Source organism: Streptomyces sp. NPDC001606, from assembly GCF_053596835.1.
Map to the genome: position 1 here is coordinate 1 of NZ_JBSFHC010000041.1, position 17,717 is coordinate 17,717.

The following is a 17,717-nucleotide window of genomic DNA, read 5'->3' on the forward strand; positions in this document are numbered from 1 at the left end:
GGAGGCACCCGCTCCGCGGGTGCCTCCGCGCTTCGCGCGGAGCAAGAGAATGCCCCCGCGTTGCGGGGGCATATGGCGCAGTGTCACCATCCGCGCGTTGCGCGGATGGTGCGGCCGCGTTGCGGCCGGCCTCTCTGCGCTGCGCTCCGAGAGGAGAACGAAGTGAGAGGTCCCCGCGTTGCGGGGACTTGAGCCGATCCGCGTTGCGGATCGGGGCTCGGCAAGCCGAGCCTGGTTCTCTCCGCTTCGCTCCAAGAACCGACTGGCTTCCGGAGTGGGGCGTGCAGATTGACCTCGCACATAGTGTGTGAGCATCCGGAGCCCCAGTCCGGCAGGGGTACCACTCCGCAAGGAGTGTAGGCCCGTCAGAAGGGGGGACCAGCCTGATGTTCCGTGGTTTCAGTCGTCTCTGCCCCCAGTTTCTCCAGACGTGCACGAATCGCACTTGGCTGGCGTTGGAACCGGCGGGCAAGACTTTCCGGATCGTGGCCCTCGCTGTGAAGCTTGAGCAGCAGCTGCTCGTCTTCTGGCGTCCACCTCTGGTAGGCGTTTGCGTGGTGAGTCCTGATCTTCTCCACCGAGTAGGCCTTGGAAAGCGCGGTCGAGTCTCCTTGAGGAAGCTCAATGGCAGCCAGCGAAGACAGAGGTAGGCTCTTCACTTCGACGCCCTGCAGCCATAAGCAAACAGACTGGGCGTCGAAAGTGATTACATCGGCTTCGACATCCATCGTCCGGCGCATGATGTCCGGGTCCTGTGGATCGACTACGAAGTCCGTGAACCGTAAACGGACTTTCCCTCGGGGTACATCAGCCATGAGCACGATTATGCTTCACTCGCCACTCCCCCGCCTCCACTTCCAGCCAACTGGGCCTGCAGCGTCAGGAGTAGGAAAACTGCACCATCGGAAGAGGACTGGGGGGCGCGAGAAGAGGACCCGGGGGGGCTCATGTCTGCACGTGACTGTCTGTCAGGCAGGTGCAGCACCGGGCACGGAAGCCGCCTCTCTAGGATGCTTCAAAATGAGATCGAGATCTAAACTTGCTTCAGCAGCCCCCACCGGATGACACTCGTGACATCCACCAGAACGTCACGATCGCGTCGCCAACGACAGCAGGGCCCTCAAAAGGAGCGGAACGTGTCGAAGACTCTCCGTCCACACCAGCGCGAGGCTGTCGACGCGGTGCTACGCGCGCTCGATCTGCCGGCCCACGCCATCGTGCCCGAGCGAGGACTGCGGACGCAGGTGGTCATGGCGACCGGCTCGGGCAAGACCCTGGTGGCCGTACGCAGCGCGGAGGAACTGGGGGCGGGGCGGGTGCTGGTGCTGGTGCCGTCGTTGGAGCTGCTCACACAGACCCAGGCCGAGTGGCGGGAGGGGGGCCGCAAGGGGCTGATGATCGGGGTGTCGTCGCTGCGCGGGGATCAGGCAGTCTTCCCGAACACCACGGCGGTAAAGGAGCTGATCGACTGGGTTCGGCCGTTCGACAAGGTGACGGTATTCGCCACGTACGCCTCGCTCGGCCTCGGCACTCTGGAACGGGCGCACGCGGCCGGCCTTCCGGGCTGGGACCTGGTCGTCGTGGACGAGGCGCACCGGACCTCGGGGCGGATCGGCAAGCCCTGGGCGGTCATCCACGACAACACCCGCATCCCCGCTCTGCGCCGCCTGTACATGACCGCCACGCCGCGGCTGTGGCAGCTGGACGACGACACCGAGCCGGGGGCACCCGGTGAGCTGGTCGCGTCGATGGAGGACGATCCGGACGGGCCGTTCGGCAGCAGGTGCTACACCCTGACCCTGTCCGAAGCGATCAGCTGGGGCATCTGCGCGCCGTACCAGGTGGTGTGTGTCGACATCACCGACACCCAGCTCCAGGCCGCTCAGCTGCTGGGCGAGGACGCCCGGTCGGATGAGGTGCGCGGGGCGCGGCTCGCGGCTCTTCAGACGGCGCTGGTCAAGGCGTCGGCCGAGGAGGACTTCGGCAGGACGCTGGTCTTCCACCACCTGGTCAAGGAGGCCGAGGCCTTCGCAGCCGGCCTTCCAGGCGTCAGCGCCCAGCTGCATGCGGACGACCCGGAGCAGTACCCGGGCGCGGTCTGGGCCGGCTGGCTCTGTGGCGATCACCCGCCAGCTCACCGGCGCCGCGTGCTGGATGAGTTCGCTGGGGGCGGCACCGGCGCGGCAAGGCGCTTTTTGGGGTCGGCGAAGGTCCTGGGTGAGGGCGTCGACATCCAGAACTGCGACAGCGTGTACTTCGCCGACGTCCGCGGCTCCATGCCCGACCTCGTCCAGGCCGTCGGCCGCGCCCTGCGCATCCAGCCAGATGAGGGCAAGGTGGCCTCGCTGGTGGTGCCGGTCCTGCTCGGGCCCGGGGAAAGTGCGGACAACATGCTCACCAGCAGAGCCTATGGCGGGCTCGCCAAGCTCCTGGAAGCCCTCAGGGCGCACGACACCCGCATCTTGGAGGCATTGGCCGTCCCCCAGGTGCCCAGCCGCTCCAGAGGCGTCCAGAGCCGCACAGGAGCCCAGGCGCAAGACAGTGCAGAGGGGAAAGGCGACCTCATCTCGGTGCCGGCGCGGGCGCTGTTGAAGTTCAGCACGCCGCGCGATGCGGCCGCCCTCGCCGCGTTCATCAACCTCCGCGTCCTCAACCCCGAGAAGGAGCACTGGCGGCGCGGCGTGGAGGCGGCCGTCATCTACAACCGGCTCCACGGCGGCCTGAAGATCCCGTTCACCTACCGCGTGCCCGATAGCCGGGGGCCGGAGGCCGATGGCCAGGGCGAAGAGCAGAGCGAGGGTATGCGCGAGGGGTGGCCGGCCTCGCTCGCAGGCTTCCCGCTCGGGCAGTGGATCGCCGACGCCCGCCATCGACACGCCCGCGGCCGTCTGGAAGCCGGACGTGTCCAGCAGCTTCAGCAGCTGGGCATGGTCTGGTCACACCGCGACGTAGCGTGGGAGGAAGGACTGACCGCGGCGCGCGGCTGGGCGGAGGAGAACGGGCACCTCCTGGCACCGCTCGACGCCGTCCACCGGGGACACAAGGTCGGCATCTGGCTGAAGAACGCCCGAGCCGACGCCCGAGCCGGGACACTGCCTGCCGAGCGGCGCGAGCAGCTGGACGACATCGACCCGTCCTGGTGCCCCGCCTGGCCCGTGGCTTGGCAGCGCGCCTTCCACCTCACCCGCCAGCACCTCGAGGCCGGCGGCGAGCTCCCGATGGAGCCGGGCACCGTCGTACACCAAGGCGAAGACCTCGGCCGGTGGGTACGCCAGGTCCGGCTCTGCTGGGACAACCTCACAGGCGTCCAGCAATGGCTGTGCGAGCAGGTCCTCGGGATCGAGCCCGCCGGCGAGGACGAGAAGCCCACGCCACGCCGCAAGCACTCTGACAAGTGGGCGCTGAACTACACCGCCGCCCGCCAGTACTACGAACGCGAAGGTCACCTCCAGGTACCCAGGGGCCACGTCGAACGGATCGTCATCGGGGACGGCGGGGAGGGCCAGGAGGAACGGGACCTCAAGCTGGGGTCGTGGATCGGCAACCAGCGCAGCAGAGCCGCCGCGCTGTCTGCGGAGCGCGTCGAACGGCTGTCGGCGATCGGCATGCGCTGGGCGTAGCAGCGATGGCTCAGTTGGAGTGATGTCCGGGCGTGCCGGTGTCGCCCGGGCTTCAGAAGGGAGGCTCATCGCTGTAGCCGCCGTTGGATCCCCCTGAGCCCCATCCCCCGGTTGTGGCGGGCGGCGGTGACAGCTGCGGAGCCGGCGCCCATCCCCCGGTCGGGTCGGACGGGGGTGACGCCTGGGGAACCGGCGCTAGGGGTGTCCGGCGGATCTTGCCCGACCCGACCCGGGGCGTGCGCGGCGGCGTACACCCTCGGGTGGTCAGGCTTCGTCGGCCCAGAGGGTGGTGCGGCCGTCGGGTTGGACGTGGATGGTCTGGGACATCTCGCGGTAGCCCCAGGAGGTCTCGTCGGGGGTGACCACCCAGGCTTTGGCCTGGAACGCGGTGGCCGGCAGTTTGGCCGCCGTGCATTCCGTCAGGGGACTGGTCACCGTCTCGCCGGGTGCCACGGTGAGTTCCACGCCGCTGCCCCAGGGGCCCGGGCAGGTGTGTGCGACGGTTGCGCGGACGTAGGCCAGCTTGGCCCTGACCGTGACCTTCTCCGGGCCGGTGTTGGTCAGTTGCACGGCGAAGGCCAGGTGGTCGCTGTCGGCGCGGGTGCACGCGGTCCATGCCAGACCGTTGACATAGCGGACCTTGCCGCAGCGGCTGTTGCCGCCCAGGCCGGCGGGGGTGGGCACGGTGGTCGAGGGGTGTGGTGGGAGCGCCCTGATCGTGGGCGAGGCCGAGGGGTGTGCCGCGGCGGGGGGTTGGGCAGCGGGCGGCATCGATTCGCCCTCCGCGGCCGCCGATCCGGGCGCGGCGACGTAGCGGGCGGCGAGGGCGAACAGACCGATGGCGGCCAGTCCGGCCACCGCCAGCAGCAGCTGCTTCCCGCGGTCGTTCGGGGGCCGGTGCGGTTTTCCCGTCCGGCGGGACTTCGGGGGCTCAGGGCGCGGGCCTGGCAGCGCGGCGGGCGGGGCGCCCGGGTCGTGTGCGGTGGGCGGAACGGGTGCGGGCGGGCGGGGAGTGGGTTCGGGGTTGAGGTCGGACTGCAGGGCCTCCCAGCGGGCGGTCCAGTCGGCGACCGCCGAGTCGATCCGGTGCGCGTCGGTCTTCGAGTAGGCCAGGCAGGCCCGTACGTACGCCAGGACCACCTCTCGTGACGGTAGGGCGTGGCCTCTGGCCGCGCTGGAGAACGTGGTGTCCGAGTACGGGCTGCCGACCTTCGCCGACCAGGTCGCCAACTGGCGGTAGGTCGGGCTGCCGCTCTGCTCCCGCAGCCGACGCAGATCGATGGCGAACAGGGCCACGGGGCCTTCCGCCGGATCGATCGGACGCTCCTGACGGCCCTGCTTGCTGGCCAATCGACGCTCCTCGGTGGGCTGTTCTGACTTTCTTGATGACCGGTGGTTGACCGGCAGCAAGAAGTGTGGCCGGTCATCAAGACGGCCGCAAAAGTGCAGTCGTCGAACCGCTCGACCGCTCGACCGGGCGTCCGGGGACGGGTTCGGCACCTGCATGAAGGGATCGGATATGACGATCGTCGGGAAGGCGATGGCGCGGATCGGGGCGCCGGTGGCCGGCGCGCTGGCTCTGCTCACCGTGGGGGCGGTAACCGCGCCGGTGGAGGCGCAGGCCGCGCCGTTGGGGCGGGTGTGCATGTTCCTGGCTCCCAAGGGCGCGGACGTGGACGGTCACGTCCCCCAGGGGCACGCCGCGTTCGCCATCAAGGTCCGCGGGGAGGCCAACCACTGGATCTACGGCTCGTTCGGCAGCTACGTCGACACCCCCCGCGACGGCTGGATCAAGGGCGGGAGGTGGGAGGACGCCCGCGCCCACTTCACGAGCGAGCGCTACCGGGGCGCCCAGTACTACCTCCACTACCGGTGCGTAAACACCAGGGACGGCGACGTGCGCAGGGCCCAGTCCTGGTACAGCGCGGTCAAGCGCAGGGGCTACAACCTCGCCACCAACAACTGCCTCCACATGTCGATGGCGGTCTTCAAGGGCTACAGCGAAATCCTGCGGCGCGACCGCCGGCTGCCTTCCGCGACGGCGGGGGCGGGGACGACGGGGCGTCCCAACGACTACTACGCCGAGACCTTGACCAAGGCCCACTGGGAGGGGTCGCACAACCTGTACTAGGCAGCGCCCGACCGCTGCACCGACAAGCTCAAGCAAGGGCGGGGACGGGCTAGGTGTGCTGTCCCGGGACGTCGGTGACACGCGTGCTGGGTTCTTGAACAGGTGAGGGCCTTCTGGGTCCGGTGTGGATTGCGACATCTACGACCGGTACTCAGGAGGCCCTCGCGTCCCACCGTAATGCCCCGCTGACGCCGACCGGCAGGCTGCGGCTTGCCCGGTGTGTCGTGGACGACGGCTGGCCGCTGCGGCGAGCCGCGGAACGCTTCCAGGTCAGCCACACCACAGCAGCCCGCTAGGCAGGCCACTACCGAAAGTGGGCCGCCAAGGGCACCTGGGAGAAGGCCTTCACCGCCCTGCTCGCCCAGGCCGACGCCGAAGGTGACCTGGACTGGATCGTCGCGGTCGACTCCACCCTCCTCCGCGCTCACCAGCACGCCGCCGGGGCCCGCCAAAAGGGGCCCCGGCCGGCGAGCCGGACGACCATGCCCTCGGACGCCTCCCGCGGCGGGCTGACCCACGATCCACCTCGCCCCGGACAGCCGCTGCCGGCCGCTCGCCTTCGTCCTCACCCCCGGCCAGGCCGGCGACGCACCCGCCTTCCCAAGGTGATGGCCAACCTGCGGGTGCCGCGGCCGATCGGCCGCCCCAGGACCACACCAGAGGTGGTCCTGGCCGACAAGCCCTACTCGTCCCGCGCGATCCGCACCCACCTCCGCCGGCGCAGAATCCGGACCCTTTGGGTGACGCTTGGTTTTAACGCCTGCCCACCAGCTTTCTGGTGGGCGGCTCCTCCAGGAAGTTGAGGCGCTCATCACAATCAGGCCACCTTGCCTCGCGGGGGCAGCATGCAGATTTCTCCTTCACGGAGCGCTATGGCTCGCTAGCGTCCTCTCATGGCTCTTGAACCGGTTTGGGCGGCGCTCGTCGACGCCCCTTCGCTGCCTCTCGCCCAGCAACGTGTCCTGGCTGAGCTCCTGGCTCGTCAGGGTGATCCCGTCACGGCCGCCCGCTTCTTCACCAGGCCCGATGTCACAGCGGAAACTCGTGCCTTCCTGATCCGAGAGGCCTACGACTGGCAGTTGGTCAAGGCGGTACTGGCCACTCCGGTCGTGACCACGGAATCGATGTTGATCGCCGCGGAGAAGCTGGGCGCCGAGATGGTCCTCACCGAGGTCGCTCGGACACGGTGGGACCTCCGGGAGGCTCAGCTGCTGCTCATCGAGAGGCTGGATCATGCATCGGCTCGTCGCGTTGCCGAGGCGTGGACTTATGCCGGCCCTGAGCTGCGTATGGCGCTCATCGACGCTGCCGTCCGGGACAAGCCCGAGATGCCTGACAAGGAGGTGGGGACCGACCCCCGACGCGAGGCCGAGCACGACGCATGGGTGGCGAGCGTCGAGGCGTGGCGTGAGGACATCTGGGCTCTAGTGTCTGCGGAACCCGCCAAGAGTCTGTGGCCTGATCTCATAGCCCGCGGCGCCGACCACCCGAGCACCGGCCTCATCGTGAACCTGATCCTCAACAGGGGGGAAGGGCTCTCGGACCAGACGCTGCTGGCGTGCCTGCGGTCGGCGTTCCCCGAAGCTGCCTCACAACCTGACGTGTCCGATGAGTGGGAAGCGCAGATACGGCTCCTCCGGCTCGCGAAGATCGTCACAAGTCACCCGCGTGCCCTTCTCCTCCACGGATCGGTTCTGCGCCTCAGAATCAACGCCCTGGCCGCAGTCGTGGTGGCCCACGCCAGGGAGGAGGGCATCGACAAGTGGGACTGGTCGCACTGGGAGTCCCTGGCTGCTATCTGTACGAGCCCCGAGGTCCTGGACGCTGCCGCCGATGTCGTCGCGACGGTCTCTCTGCCTTCCTGGTGGCGCGATGGGCGCCCTGATGCGGAGTGGATCGCCGGCCGGGCCAAGGCCGCGGATGCCCTCGCTGAGAACCCGCTGCTCCCCCCTGCCGCTCTGCCCCGGATAGCCTCCTTGCTCAGTTCCACGACCGCTGCCCGCTTCGTCCAGCACTCGGACGAGGAAGTGAGGAAGGCGGCGGAGGACACCGTCACACAGGCCCTCGCCCAGACGCACAGCCCGCGTCATGACACGCAGCCGTCCTTCGAGGAACCCGAGTCTCGGCAGGTGCCGAACGACGAGGTGCTGGCTGAGAGCAACGACCCACGGGCTGAGTTGGCCGCATTTCTGCCGCTCAAGGGGCGTGCGGCGTACAAGCGGCAGGTGGCCGAGGCCATCGCCGGGTCTCGGTACGCCGATGCGGAGCTCCTGAGGCAACTGCCGACCGCCCTTGTACTGCGCAACACGGCCCATGCACCGGGTGTGGCCTCTTTGCTGCAGGAGGAACTGGGCGACAACGCCGCCGCGTGGGCAGCGTTCGTAGAGAAGGCACGACGCCTCACCTCCAATGCCACCAAGACGCTGTCGGCATTCATTGAGGAGGTACGCGACAGTGGCCCTGTCGCCTGATGGGCACCGCATCGACGGGCACGGCGGGAAACGATCAATTCCTTCGCGGGGAACCAGCTCGGCTAGGCAGTTTCGTTTGGATCAGTTGGTCGTTGGTCCGGGTGTGCCGTTGACTGATGCGCAGTGGGCGCGGATCGAGCCGTTACTCCCGGACCGGACACCGAAGCGGGGTGGCCGCTGGCGTGACCATCGTGAAGTGATCGACGCGATCGCCTACAAGTTCCAGACCGGCACGCAGTGGGTCCACCTGCCGGAGAAGTACGGCAACTGGCGAGGGGTCTACAACCGGCTGCGGATGTGGGCCCTCGACGGCACCTGGGAGCGGGTGTTCACCGCTCTGGTGGCCCAGGCCGACGCGGACGAGGACCTCGACTGGGCCGTCTCGGTCGACTCCACGATCGTGCGGGCCCACCAGCACGCGGCCGGAGCCCGCAAAAAGGGGCCCCGGCCGGCGAACCCGGCGACCACGCCATCGGCCGCTCCCCCGGCGGACTGACCACAAAGATCCACCTCGCCGCCGATGCCCGCTGCCGGCCCCTCGCGTTCGTTCTCACCGCCGGACAAGCCGGTGATGCGCCTGCCTTCACCGAGGTCATGGCCCGCCTCCGCGTTCCCCGTCCGCGAGGCCGGCCTCGCACCAGGCCGGACCTGGTCCTGGCCGACAAGGCGTACTCCTCCCGCGCGATCCGCGAGCACCTGCGCAAGCGCGGCATCCGGGCCGTTATCCCCGTCCCCGCAGACCAGCGCAGCCACCGGCTCCGTCGGGGCAGCCGAGGCGGCAGGCCACCAGCGTTCAACCGCGAGACCTACAAGCAGCGCAACACCGTCGAGCGGTGCATCAACCGCCTCAAGCAGTGGCGAGGCATCGCCACCCGCTACGAGAAGACCGCCACCATCTACCAGGCCGGACTCCACATCGCGGGCATCTTCCTCTGGTCCGCCCGATGATCCAAACGAAACTGCCTAGTGCGGTACTTCCACGCGATGGCCTCAAGAGTGCGGCGATGGTCGGCCCATCGCCGCCCGCGGACCAGATCCGCGGGCATCAGCGGCTCGATCCGGTCCCACATCGCATCGGTGATCACTAATCGGACAGACACGTCCGATCAACTGACCAACCCATCAAAGAGACACGCGCTAGTGGCGGAAACGGTGGCGGGCCTGGATGAGGACCGCCGCGATTTCGACTGGGACTGGTGCTCGGATGTGCTGTTCGAGGACCACGATGTGCTGATGCTGTTCGATGCCTCCCTGGACGGGATCGAAGACAGCGGCAACGAGATCAACCAGGCCCTCGGCCTGGCCAACCTGGCCGCTGCGGACTGGTTCGAGCCCTTCCGCCCCGACCAGGTACGCGACCCCGCTCGCGGCTTCCGCCACGCGTGACGTAACCCAGGCCGCCCGGCCCCTCGGGGGTTTCTGACAGCCAAAACGGGGACGGCGCCAGCGCCCCCGCAGGCCGGCGCTCCGGCTCAGCCTGAGGCCGAGCCGGGCCGCGTCCCAGGGCGAGGCGAGCGTGCGGGAAAGTGCAGGAGTCTGCACTGACACCGGCATGTCCAGGCGGCATCCTGGCCCGCGTGGCCCAACCGGCCCCCGGTAGCAATGCAGTTACTGTTACCGGCCGGTTCGCCTGCGCGGGATGTCCGGCATGACGTTGTGTGGAGTGCGTGATCATCGACAGTAGCCAGGACGGCTTAGCGCCCGTAGCAGGCAAGGTCTGGCGGGTACTGGAACCAGGCGCGGTGGAGGCGGAGTTCACCGGAGTGGACGGCACGCTCCTGCAGCGCCGCTGGGTCGACGCCGCGGTAGACGTGCGGTTCGAGAAGCTTCAGCCGGTTGCGGCGTTCCCGACGGTGCCGGGCCGCCGGTGGGGGCCGGGCTGGTGGTGGTCGGCCACCACCGGGCGGCACGTCACGCACGGCTCGCAGGCGATGTGCATGCAGTTGATGCTGCTGGACCGTGATCCGCACGTGGTGGGTTTGTCGGCGCGGCCGGTGCGGCTGATCTGGCGGGACCCCGACCGCGGGCGCGTCCTGACGTGGGTGCCGCACGTTTTCGCCCGCTACGCCGACGGGCGTGCTCTCGTGGCCGACTGCCCCGCCGGCAGGGAGGCGGCCGGGGACCGCGCCGCGCGCGCAGCCGCGGTGCTGGGCGCGGCGTGTACGGCGGTGGGGTTCACCTACCGGCGGTTGCTGCCGCCGGATGCGGTGGTGGCGGCGAACGTGCGGTGGCTGGCCGGCTACCGCCATCCCCGCTACCGCGACGCCGGCGGGCTCCAGCAGGCGGTGCTGGAGGCGTTCCGAGCGTCATGACCAGGACCGGCAGGACCCGCCGCTGGCCGGGAGCGACCTGGACCCTCATCTCCGGGAACCACAGGTCGCACTGGGTGATCTGGCCGGGTTCGTAGGTGACCCGGTCGACCGGGTCGATGCCGACGTACTCCGGCCGGATCTCGGCCAGTTTCTGCGTCAGCGGCGACATCGAGTACGGCCACTTGATGCGCTCGGCGATCACCGGTGCTGGCATCCTCGGCCACTCGTTCAACAAGCCGCGGATCTGCGGCTCGAAGGCGTCCGCCACCCGTCCGCGCGGGGCCCGTTCGTACTTCGGCGGCCGGTCCGAGTTCAACGCGGCCCGCACCGTGTTCCGGGCCACCCCCAGCCGCCGTGAGATCTCCTTGATGGGCACGCCCTCTGCTCGATGCAGCCGACGTATCTCCGCCCAGTCCTCCACCTTCAGCACCCTCTTGTATTGAGCAGGCAATTCGGGAGCCACGTGATCAGCAAGCTTGAGCCATCTCGCGAATTCAACCGAGCTCCCGGAGGCTCAGGACTGAACTGCCGCGGTCGGCTGCGGGAAGGTGACGCCGGTCAGCTCTTCGGAGACCGTCCACAGGCGGCGGGCGGTGGCCGGGTCGCTGGCCGCCGCCGAGCGGCCGGCCAGGGCGGGGGTGCCGCGCATCTCGAACATGCCGTCGGGGCCGACGAAGCTGCCGCCGGGCAGGTCCTGGACGGCCGCGTAGAGGGAGTTGAGCGCGCCCGCCTGGCCGTCCTGGGCGATGAACTTGTTGCCGAGGCGGAAGAACAGGCGCCGCAGGGTGCTGGCGTCGTTGCCCTGGAGGTGGGTGGCGGCCCAGCCGGGGTGGGCGGCCAGCGCGCGGACGGGCGAGCCGGTTGCGGTGAGCCGTCGCTGGAGCTCCAGGGTGAACAGCAGCATCGCCAGCTTGGACTGGCTGTAGGCGGTCATCGGGTCGTACTCGCCGGTCAGGTCGAGGTTGTCGAAGTGGATGCGGGGGCTGCCGGGGGCCTTGTGCGCGGTGGACGACAGGGACACCACACGGTCGGTGATCTGCGGCAGCAGCAGGTTGGTCAGGGCGAAGTGCCCAAGGTAGTTGGTGCCGAACTGTGTCTCGAAGCCGTCTTTGGTGCGGCCCTCGGGGACGTTCATGACGCCGGCGTTGTTGATGAGCAGGTCCAGGTCACCGTGCCAGTTGGCGGCGAACTCGCGCACGGAGGCGAGGTCGGCCAGGTCGAGCCGGCGGACCTCCACGCTGCCGTTCACCGTCGCGGCGGCGGTCTCGCCGCGCTTGGTGTCCCGTACGGCGAGGACGACGTGGGCGCCCGCGTCGGCCAGGGCCGTGGCGGTGGCGAGGCCGAGGCCGCTGTTGGCGCCGGTCACGACGGCGGTGCGGCCGGTCTGGTCGGGGATGTCGGTGGTGTTCCAGGGCTGGGTGTGCGTGTTCTTTGCCATGACTCCAATGTATGCACTGCTCACAATGTATGCAACATTAACAATGTGGGCGTCGCTCACACACGGCTAGGCTGGGAGCATGACGAACCGCCCCTACCACCACGGAGACCTCCCCGCCGCGCTCCTCGCACGGGCCGAGCAGACGTTGCGCGAGAAGGGATCGGGCGCACTGTCCCTGCGGGAGCTGGCCCGCGAGCTCGGGGTGAGCCCCGCCGCACCCAGTCGCCACTTCAAGTCCAAGCAGGCACTGCTGGACGCCCTGGCACTGACCGGGTTCGAGCGACTCGCCGAGGCCATCGCAGCCTCACAGGAAGGCGCTGGTGAGGCGTTCGCCGGCCGGCTGGATGCTGCGGCCCGCGCCTACGTGGGCTTCGCCGTGGCCAACGCCGCCCTGCTCGACCTGATGTTCTCGGTCAAGCACAGCCCGGAGGCGTCGGAGGCGGTGGGCGCGACCGCCCACCGGTGGTCCGAGCAACTCCTGGAGCTGATCGGCGACGGACAACGCCGGGGCGAAGTGCGCGAGGGGCAGCTGGAACGTGTTGCGCTACCGGTCTTCGCGGCGCTGCACGGATACGCCGACCTGACGGTGAGCGGCGTACTGCCAACCGAGGTGGCCGAGCATGGCCTGGACGACCTGATCGCGTCCATCCTGCGCGGCTGCGCGCCGCAGTAGCCGCGCAGGACGGTCACAGGGGTCAACTTTCAAGAACTTGCTGAGGGTCACTTTTCAGAGACTGGCGACACCACTCGCGCTGGCCACCGCGGCGATCGCCTTTGGGGAGTGGAGACCCGAGCCCGGTCCCTGGAGGAGATCTCCGAGGCGGCGCTGGAAGGGAACGCCTCCGCGTCCGCCTGAGCATGCCCGCGGGCACCGGCCCTTCGCGCGAGCGCCAGAGCCGGAACGGCGGGATCGTCAGAAGGAGTTCTCGGGCTACTCGTGAGAGGACTGTTTGCGCACGGTGCGCCAACGCGACCGCGTCTGCTCGACGATGCTGTCCCACTGGCGGCGGACTTCGTCCTGGGACGGGCGCAGGCCCTGCCGGATCCGGAGCAGTTCGTCGCGTACCTCCCGCCCCAGGGCCGCCGATACGACGAGGACGAGCATGGCGCCGAAGAGGACCGAGGCCATCCCGAAGACCGCTCCGGCAGCGCCGTAGCGCGAGGCGTAGGAATCGAACAGGCGCGGCAGATAGATGGTCGCGACCACCGAATAGGACGCCGTCAGCACGGCTGCCGAGACCGCGAACGGGAGCAGGGCCGCCCAGGTGAGCCGCTTCGCGGAAAGGAGCCGGCCGCTCAGGGTGAGGAAGGCCGTGGTCACCGGGATCTCGCAGACCGCAGCCGCCAGCCCCAGGCGCCCGCCGCCGAGAGCCACATAGAGCCATCCGATCACCGCGGTGTAGAAGCTGAGCACGCCGATCCACCACAGGCCGTTGCGCGTGTTGCGGACGCCGAGCGGCTTGAGTTCCCAGGTCTGCTCGAAGAGCCGCTGCACGGTCCGGGAGAAGCTCAGTACCGAGATCGCCAGGAACAGCGTGCCGAAGACACCGGCGCCCGCACTCGTGGATTCGGTGGAGAACACCGCCCGCACGGCCTCGGCACCGCCACCGGTGAGCCCGTAGCGGTTGATGATCCGGTCCGCGGACTCTCCGCCGAAGACGGAACCACTCAGCACCGCGAGCGGGATCAGCGCGGTCAGCGCGCCGGAGGCCAACGCCATCGAGCGGTCGAAGCCCGCGATCTTCTGGAACCGGTTGATGACGCGCAGCACGAACGAAGGCCGTAGCCAGAAGGTCAGCGTTCTGATGAGGCGCTCGCGGTTGGTTCCCGCCGTCCTGCCCTCCGCCGGTCAAGGGTTTCAGCCCATCAAGGGTTATACGGGGCGAAGTGAGCCTAAAGGATGTCCGTGCGCGAAGCGGTGGGCGACACGGTGCTCACCCGCCCAGCAGGGCTGACCGCGCTGTCGCCACCACGTGGCCGCGCGCGTCGTACGCCGTCATCGTCGTCGGCCCGTCGTCCTGCTCCGGTGGCGGGCGGCGCCAGGCGTAGGCGATGACGAAGCCCGGGGTTCCCGGCAGGGTCACCACCCGTGCCTCGTCCGCGGCCGGGCTTCCGCTCCGGCGGACGACGATGCGTGTGGGCCTGCCGGGGCCGACGCAGACGGGCATGAGGAACTCGTACGAGCGGTCGCCTGAGAAGTCCAGGGACAGCGTTCCCCAGCGCTGGTGCCGGCCGGTGACGGAGTGGCACTCACGTTCGGAGCCGGGGCCGTGGTCCAGGCAGTACCGGTCCGGGGACAGGGCCGTGTCCGAGGGCGACGCGTCCGCCGGGGGCGACCACCAGGGGGCCGGTGAGGGAAGGCCGGGATGACGGTGAGGCGGTCGATCACCGGCCAGTCAGGGACGCCGGGGCCGTTCACTGCGCGGGTGAGGTCGTCGGCGCTGATGGTGTGCTGGGCGGCGGCGAGGATGAGCCGGGGTTCGGGTGAGCCGAGCGCGTAGTGCAGGCCTTGGAGGTAGGTCGCAGGTACTCGACGGGGTCTTCGGCGTTGGAGGGCTGGACGTTGGCGGCTGCTTCCCACAGCGGTTGCATCAGGTCGGGATCGACTCCGCACTCGTCGCAGATGATCCTGACGTGCCTCCAGGAGACATCGCGCTGGCCGGAGAGCATGCGGGAGACGTAGGACTCGTGGACTCCCATCTGTTCGGCGAGCTCGCGCTGCCGGCTGCCGGAGGCGTTGCGCATGAGGGTCAGGGCGCAGGCCAGGCGCTGGCCGGGACGGCGCAGGGTGGGGGTGCCGGCTGCGGCTGTGTTGTGGGCGGGCGCGGCCTGCATGGGGCGTCGGCGGGTGGCGAGTGCGCGGTCGGCGGAGGGCGGGTCGTATTTTTTGCGCAGCCGGTCCTCGGTGCGCCGGGCGATGGGCGCGAGGTCGGCGAGCGGCTGTCCCTGGGCGCGCTGGCGGACGACGACGGCTCCGATCGCTTCGTCGACCAGGTCGCGGAGGCTGACGAGGTGCTGGAGCAGGTCGGTGTTGGGGGTGGCCGGCGTGTAGGCGCTCAGGAGGAGGGCCTCGGAGACGACGGTGCAGTCCTCGGCAATGTCGCGCAGGGCCTCGGTGCAACGGCTGGCGCGGGCGGGATCGGCCGAAGGTGCCGAGCGGGCCGGCCGGGGGGTGCTGTCAGCCATCTGGAGGCGGGAACGGGTGGATAAGGGGGACCTCTTTCGGGGGTGCTGGGCGGGTATCTGTGCCGGCCCGCCCGGCCGTAGCTGAGCATGTCGCGTACCCGGGTCTGTTGGCCGGGGCCTTTGGGCTGCCTTGTGGAGCGTCGGTGGGAGACGGCGGAGGGCATTTCGGGGGTGGAGGGGGTGAGGGTCGTGTCGGGTACGACGGCGGCTTGGGCTGTTGCTGCGGCGCAGCTGCTGCAGGCGGTGGTGAGGCGCCAGAGGCGTCCGCCGCGTTCGCATGCGAGGAGGAGGCGGATGGGGCCGGTGCAGCCGCGGTGTCGGGGGTGCCGGCGGCAGCCGCGTTCGCGGCAGTGGCAGATGCGCAAGTGCGCCGGGAGCGCGCCGTCGAGGCCGGCGTGGACTTCCGGCACGAGAGCGAGCCGACCGGGCTCGCGCAGGACGCGGACGGCTTGACGGTCGAGGTCTGCGGGCCCGGCGGGGCCGCCGACAGTCTGCGGGCCGTACGTCGTCGCCGCCGATGGCATGCGCAGCGCCGTCCGCGACGCGATCGGGCTGCTCTTCCCCGGCCGCTGCGCCATCCGCTCCGTCGTCCTCGCGGACGTACGCCTCGCCGAGGAGCCCGAGAACCTGCTGACCGTCAACGCGGTCGGTGACGCCTTCGCCTTCCTCGCGCCCTTCGGCGACGGCTGCCACCGCGTGACCGCCTGGAACCGCGCCCATGACGTCCCCGACAGCGAGCCCCTCGACCTCGACGAGGTCAGGGAGGTCACCCGGCTCGCCCTCGGCCGCGACTACGGCATGCACGACGCCCGCTGGATGTCCCGCTTCCACAGCGACGAACGACAGGCCCCCGCCTACCGGGCGGGATGCGTCTTCCTCTCCGGGGACGCCGCGCACGTCCACACCCCGCCCGGCGGTCAGGGCATGAATACCGGTCTGCAGGACGCGGCCAACCTGAGCTGGAAGCTGGCCGCCGTCGTCCAGGGCCACTCGGACGCGGCCCTCCCCGCCAGCTACCAGGCCGAGCGCCACCGTGTCGGTGAGGCCGTGCTGCGCCGCAGCGGCGGCATCGTCCGCCTGGCGATGGCCAAGCGGCCGTGGGAACTGGCGCTGCGTGCCGCGCTCACCGCCTTCCTGGACACCGTGGGCCCGGCCCGGCGCAGGGCGGTCGGCCAGATCACCGGCATCGGCTACCGCTGCGCCGCACCCCGCGGCGCCCACCGCCTCACCGGCACCCGTGTCCCGGACGTCGCCCTCAAGGGCGGCCGCCTCTACGAGGCCCTGCGCGGCGGCAGGTTCGTGCTGATCACCCCCGAGGCCTACAAGGGCCGGGGCGCCCGCAAGGACCGGCTGGCCGTCGAGCGTGGGGCGAGCGATCGGCGCACCACCGTCCTGGTCCGCCCCGACGGGTATGCGGCCTGGGCGGCGGATGCGGCGGACGCGGGGCGCATCGAGGAAGCGGTGGCCCGTTACGTGGGCTAGCGCGTGTCCGGGCGATCATGTGCGGAGCCATATGACCAGGGCTGCGACGGTGACGGTGCCAAGGAAGACGTAGCCACGCTTGTCGTAGCGGCTGGCGACGGCCCGGAACGCCTTCAGCTTGTTGATGGCCCGTTCCACGGTGTTGCGCCTTTTGTATCGTTCGCGATCAAAGCCCGGCGGCCTGCCGCCTCGTGAGCCGCGGCGTAGGCGGGCATTCTTGTGGTCCTTCTTCTCCGGGATGACGTGCCGGATTCCGCGACGGCGCAAGTAGGCACGGATAGTGCGGTTGCTGTACGCCTTGTCCGCGCTGACGCTGTCCGGGCGTCGGCGCGGACGACCCAGCCCGGTCCGCGGTACCCGGATCTTCTCCATGACCGCCTCGAACTGGGTGCAGTCGGCCCGCTGCCCCGGAGTGACGACCAGGGACAGGGGCCGGCAGGAGCCGTCCGCGCTCAGATGCAGCTTGGTGCTGAATCCACCCCGCGAGCGGCCCAGGCCCTCGCCCGCCGCGCCACCGCCGCCAGGCGGGCCAACAGGCTCAACCACCGCCTCTTGTCCTGACGTTCGGGACCGGGTGCCCCCTTTGCAGCGCCAGGGGCCGGGGGTGGTGTCCGGCGGGCGCCAGCCGCGTCCTGGTGGGCGCGCATGACGGTGGAGTCCACCGAGATGTCCCAGTCGATGCCGTCCTCGGCGTCGGCGGCAGCCAGGGTCTGCTGGAACAGGCGCTCCCAGGTACCGTCGGCCGACCACAGCCGGTGGCGCTCATACACCGTCTTCCAGGGGCCGAACCGTTCCGGCAGGTCCCGCCACGGCACCCCGGTCCGTATCCGGTGCAGTATCCCGTTGATCACCTGCCGGTGGTCACGCCAGCGGCCGCACCGGCCGTTGCTCACCGGCAGCAGCGCCTCAAGCCGCTCCCACTGCCCGTCCGACAGCTCTCCTCGCCCCGTCATGCTCCGGTCAACGTGCCGGGAAGGTGATCGTGTTCTGTCCTGGGAGGTTGTGGACGGGTGGGCCAGGTCTCGGCTGAGGGGTCTTGAACGGGTGAGGGCCTTCCGGTTCGGTGTGGATTGCGAC

Annotated in this window: 12 protein-coding genes and 6 pseudogenes; 9 read left to right on the forward strand and 9 right to left on the reverse strand. The window is 69.9% G+C overall.

Going from position 1 to position 17,717, the window contains the following annotated elements; all coding sequences use genetic code 11:
* Nucleotides 1-365: 365 nt before the first annotated feature.
* Nucleotides 366-815 (reverse strand): SANT/Myb-like DNA-binding domain-containing protein, encoded by a 450-nt coding sequence (locus tag ACWCV9_RS37245; RefSeq protein ID WP_450793425.1) that lies wholly within the window; start codon nucleotides 813-815, stop codon nucleotides 366-368.
* A 321-nt stretch (nucleotides 816-1,136) separates the two neighbouring features.
* On the opposite strand from ACWCV9_RS37245, the gene ACWCV9_RS37250 reads away from it, so the two are divergent.
* Nucleotides 1,137-3,620: a Helicase associated domain protein gene (locus ACWCV9_RS37250; protein ID WP_450793427.1), complete on the forward strand. Its 2,484-nt coding sequence runs from the start codon at nucleotides 1,137-1,139 to the stop codon at nucleotides 3,618-3,620.
* A gap of 264 nt (nucleotides 3,621-3,884) precedes the next feature.
* Here ACWCV9_RS37250 and ACWCV9_RS37255 read toward each other — a convergent pair whose 3' ends face one another.
* A complete protein-coding gene (locus tag ACWCV9_RS37255; protein ID WP_450793429.1) occupies nucleotides 3,885-4,970 on the reverse strand; it encodes a hypothetical protein in 1,086 nt (361 codons plus the stop codon).
* A 169-nt stretch (nucleotides 4,971-5,139) separates the two neighbouring features.
* On the opposite strand from ACWCV9_RS37255, the gene ACWCV9_RS37260 reads away from it, so the two are divergent.
* The 4 genes and pseudogenes from ACWCV9_RS37260 to ACWCV9_RS37275 all read left to right on the forward strand — a co-directional run bounded on the left by ACWCV9_RS37260 (nucleotide 5,140) and on the right by ACWCV9_RS37275 (nucleotide 9,170).
* Complete coding sequence (locus ACWCV9_RS37260; protein ID WP_450793431.1) at nucleotides 5,140-5,751, forward strand: hypothetical protein; 612 nt, start codon at nucleotides 5,140-5,142, stop codon at nucleotides 5,749-5,751.
* Nucleotides 5,752-6,062: 311 nt separating this feature from the next.
* A pseudogene (locus ACWCV9_RS37265) lies at nucleotides 6,063-6,488 on the forward strand (IS5 family transposase); the annotation flags it as partial.
* Between the two features lie 156 nt (nucleotides 6,489-6,644).
* Entirely contained in the window at nucleotides 6,645-8,222 is a 1,578-nt protein-coding gene (locus ACWCV9_RS37270; RefSeq protein WP_450793433.1) for a hypothetical protein, read from the forward strand.
* An 85-nt stretch (nucleotides 8,223-8,307) separates the two neighbouring features.
* Nucleotides 8,308-9,170: pseudogene (locus ACWCV9_RS37275) on the forward strand (IS5 family transposase).
* A gap of 17 nt (nucleotides 9,171-9,187) precedes the next feature.
* On the opposite strand, the pseudogene ACWCV9_RS37280 reads toward ACWCV9_RS37275, so the two are convergent.
* Nucleotides 9,188-9,322 (reverse strand): annotated as a pseudogene (locus ACWCV9_RS37280) (transposase); the annotation flags it as partial.
* A gap of 40 nt (nucleotides 9,323-9,362) precedes the next feature.
* Here ACWCV9_RS37280 and ACWCV9_RS37285 point away from each other — a divergent pair.
* Nucleotides 9,363-9,608, forward strand: a complete 246-nt coding sequence (locus ACWCV9_RS37285) for a hypothetical protein (RefSeq protein WP_450793435.1) — start codon at nucleotides 9,363-9,365, stop codon at nucleotides 9,606-9,608.
* 341 nt (nucleotides 9,609-9,949) lie between these two features.
* Nucleotides 9,950-10,522: pseudogene (locus tag ACWCV9_RS37290) on the forward strand (TnsA-like heteromeric transposase endonuclease subunit); the annotation flags it as partial.
* A 1-nt stretch (nucleotide 10,523) separates the two neighbouring features.
* On the opposite strand, the pseudogene ACWCV9_RS37295 reads toward ACWCV9_RS37290, so the two are convergent.
* Together ACWCV9_RS37295 and ACWCV9_RS37300 are read right to left on the reverse strand one after the other, a co-directional pair.
* Nucleotides 10,524-10,964: pseudogene (locus tag ACWCV9_RS37295) on the reverse strand (IS21 family transposase); the annotation flags it as partial.
* Between the two features lie 84 nt (nucleotides 10,965-11,048).
* A complete protein-coding gene (locus ACWCV9_RS37300; protein WP_450793437.1) occupies nucleotides 11,049-11,972 on the reverse strand; it encodes an oxidoreductase in 924 nt (307 codons plus the stop codon).
* 79 nt (nucleotides 11,973-12,051) lie between these two features.
* Here ACWCV9_RS37300 and ACWCV9_RS37305 point away from each other — a divergent pair, with 79 nt between their 5' ends.
* Nucleotides 12,052-12,645 (forward strand): TetR/AcrR family transcriptional regulator, encoded by a 594-nt coding sequence (locus tag ACWCV9_RS37305; RefSeq protein ID WP_450793439.1) that lies wholly within the window; start codon nucleotides 12,052-12,054, stop codon nucleotides 12,643-12,645.
* A 258-nt stretch (nucleotides 12,646-12,903) separates the two neighbouring features.
* On the opposite strand, the gene ACWCV9_RS37310 is transcribed toward ACWCV9_RS37305, so the two are convergent.
* From ACWCV9_RS37310 to ACWCV9_RS37320, 3 genes are all read right to left on the reverse strand, one after another.
* Entirely contained in the window at nucleotides 12,904-13,743 is an 840-nt protein-coding gene (locus tag ACWCV9_RS37310) for a hypothetical protein (protein ID WP_450793441.1), read from the reverse strand.
* A 163-nt stretch (nucleotides 13,744-13,906) separates the two neighbouring features.
* Nucleotides 13,907-14,140, reverse strand: a complete 234-nt coding sequence (locus ACWCV9_RS37315; RefSeq protein ID WP_450793443.1) for a hypothetical protein — start codon at nucleotides 14,138-14,140, stop codon at nucleotides 13,907-13,909.
* Between the two features lie 247 nt (nucleotides 14,141-14,387).
* The gene (locus ACWCV9_RS37320; RefSeq protein ID WP_450793445.1) at nucleotides 14,388-15,158 is read right to left on the reverse strand and encodes a helix-turn-helix domain-containing protein; all 771 of its coding nucleotides are present in this window, start codon (nucleotides 15,156-15,158) and stop codon (nucleotides 14,388-14,390) included.
* Nucleotides 15,159-15,535: 377 nt separating this feature from the next.
* Here ACWCV9_RS37320 and ACWCV9_RS37325 point away from each other — a divergent pair.
* Nucleotides 15,536-16,640 (forward strand): annotated as a pseudogene (locus ACWCV9_RS37325) (FAD-dependent monooxygenase); the annotation flags it as partial.
* A gap of 15 nt (nucleotides 16,641-16,655) precedes the next feature.
* Here the strand turns inward: ACWCV9_RS37325 and ACWCV9_RS37330 are convergent.
* Nucleotides 16,656-17,593, reverse strand: a protein-coding gene (locus ACWCV9_RS37330; RefSeq protein WP_450793447.1) for an IS5 family transposase whose coding sequence is annotated in 2 segments (ribosomal slippage) — nucleotides 16,656-17,153 and nucleotides 17,156-17,593 — 936 coding nt in all. Because the reading frame shifts where the segments join, the coding sequence is not laid out codon by codon here.
* Nucleotides 17,594-17,717: the final 124 nt, after the last annotated feature.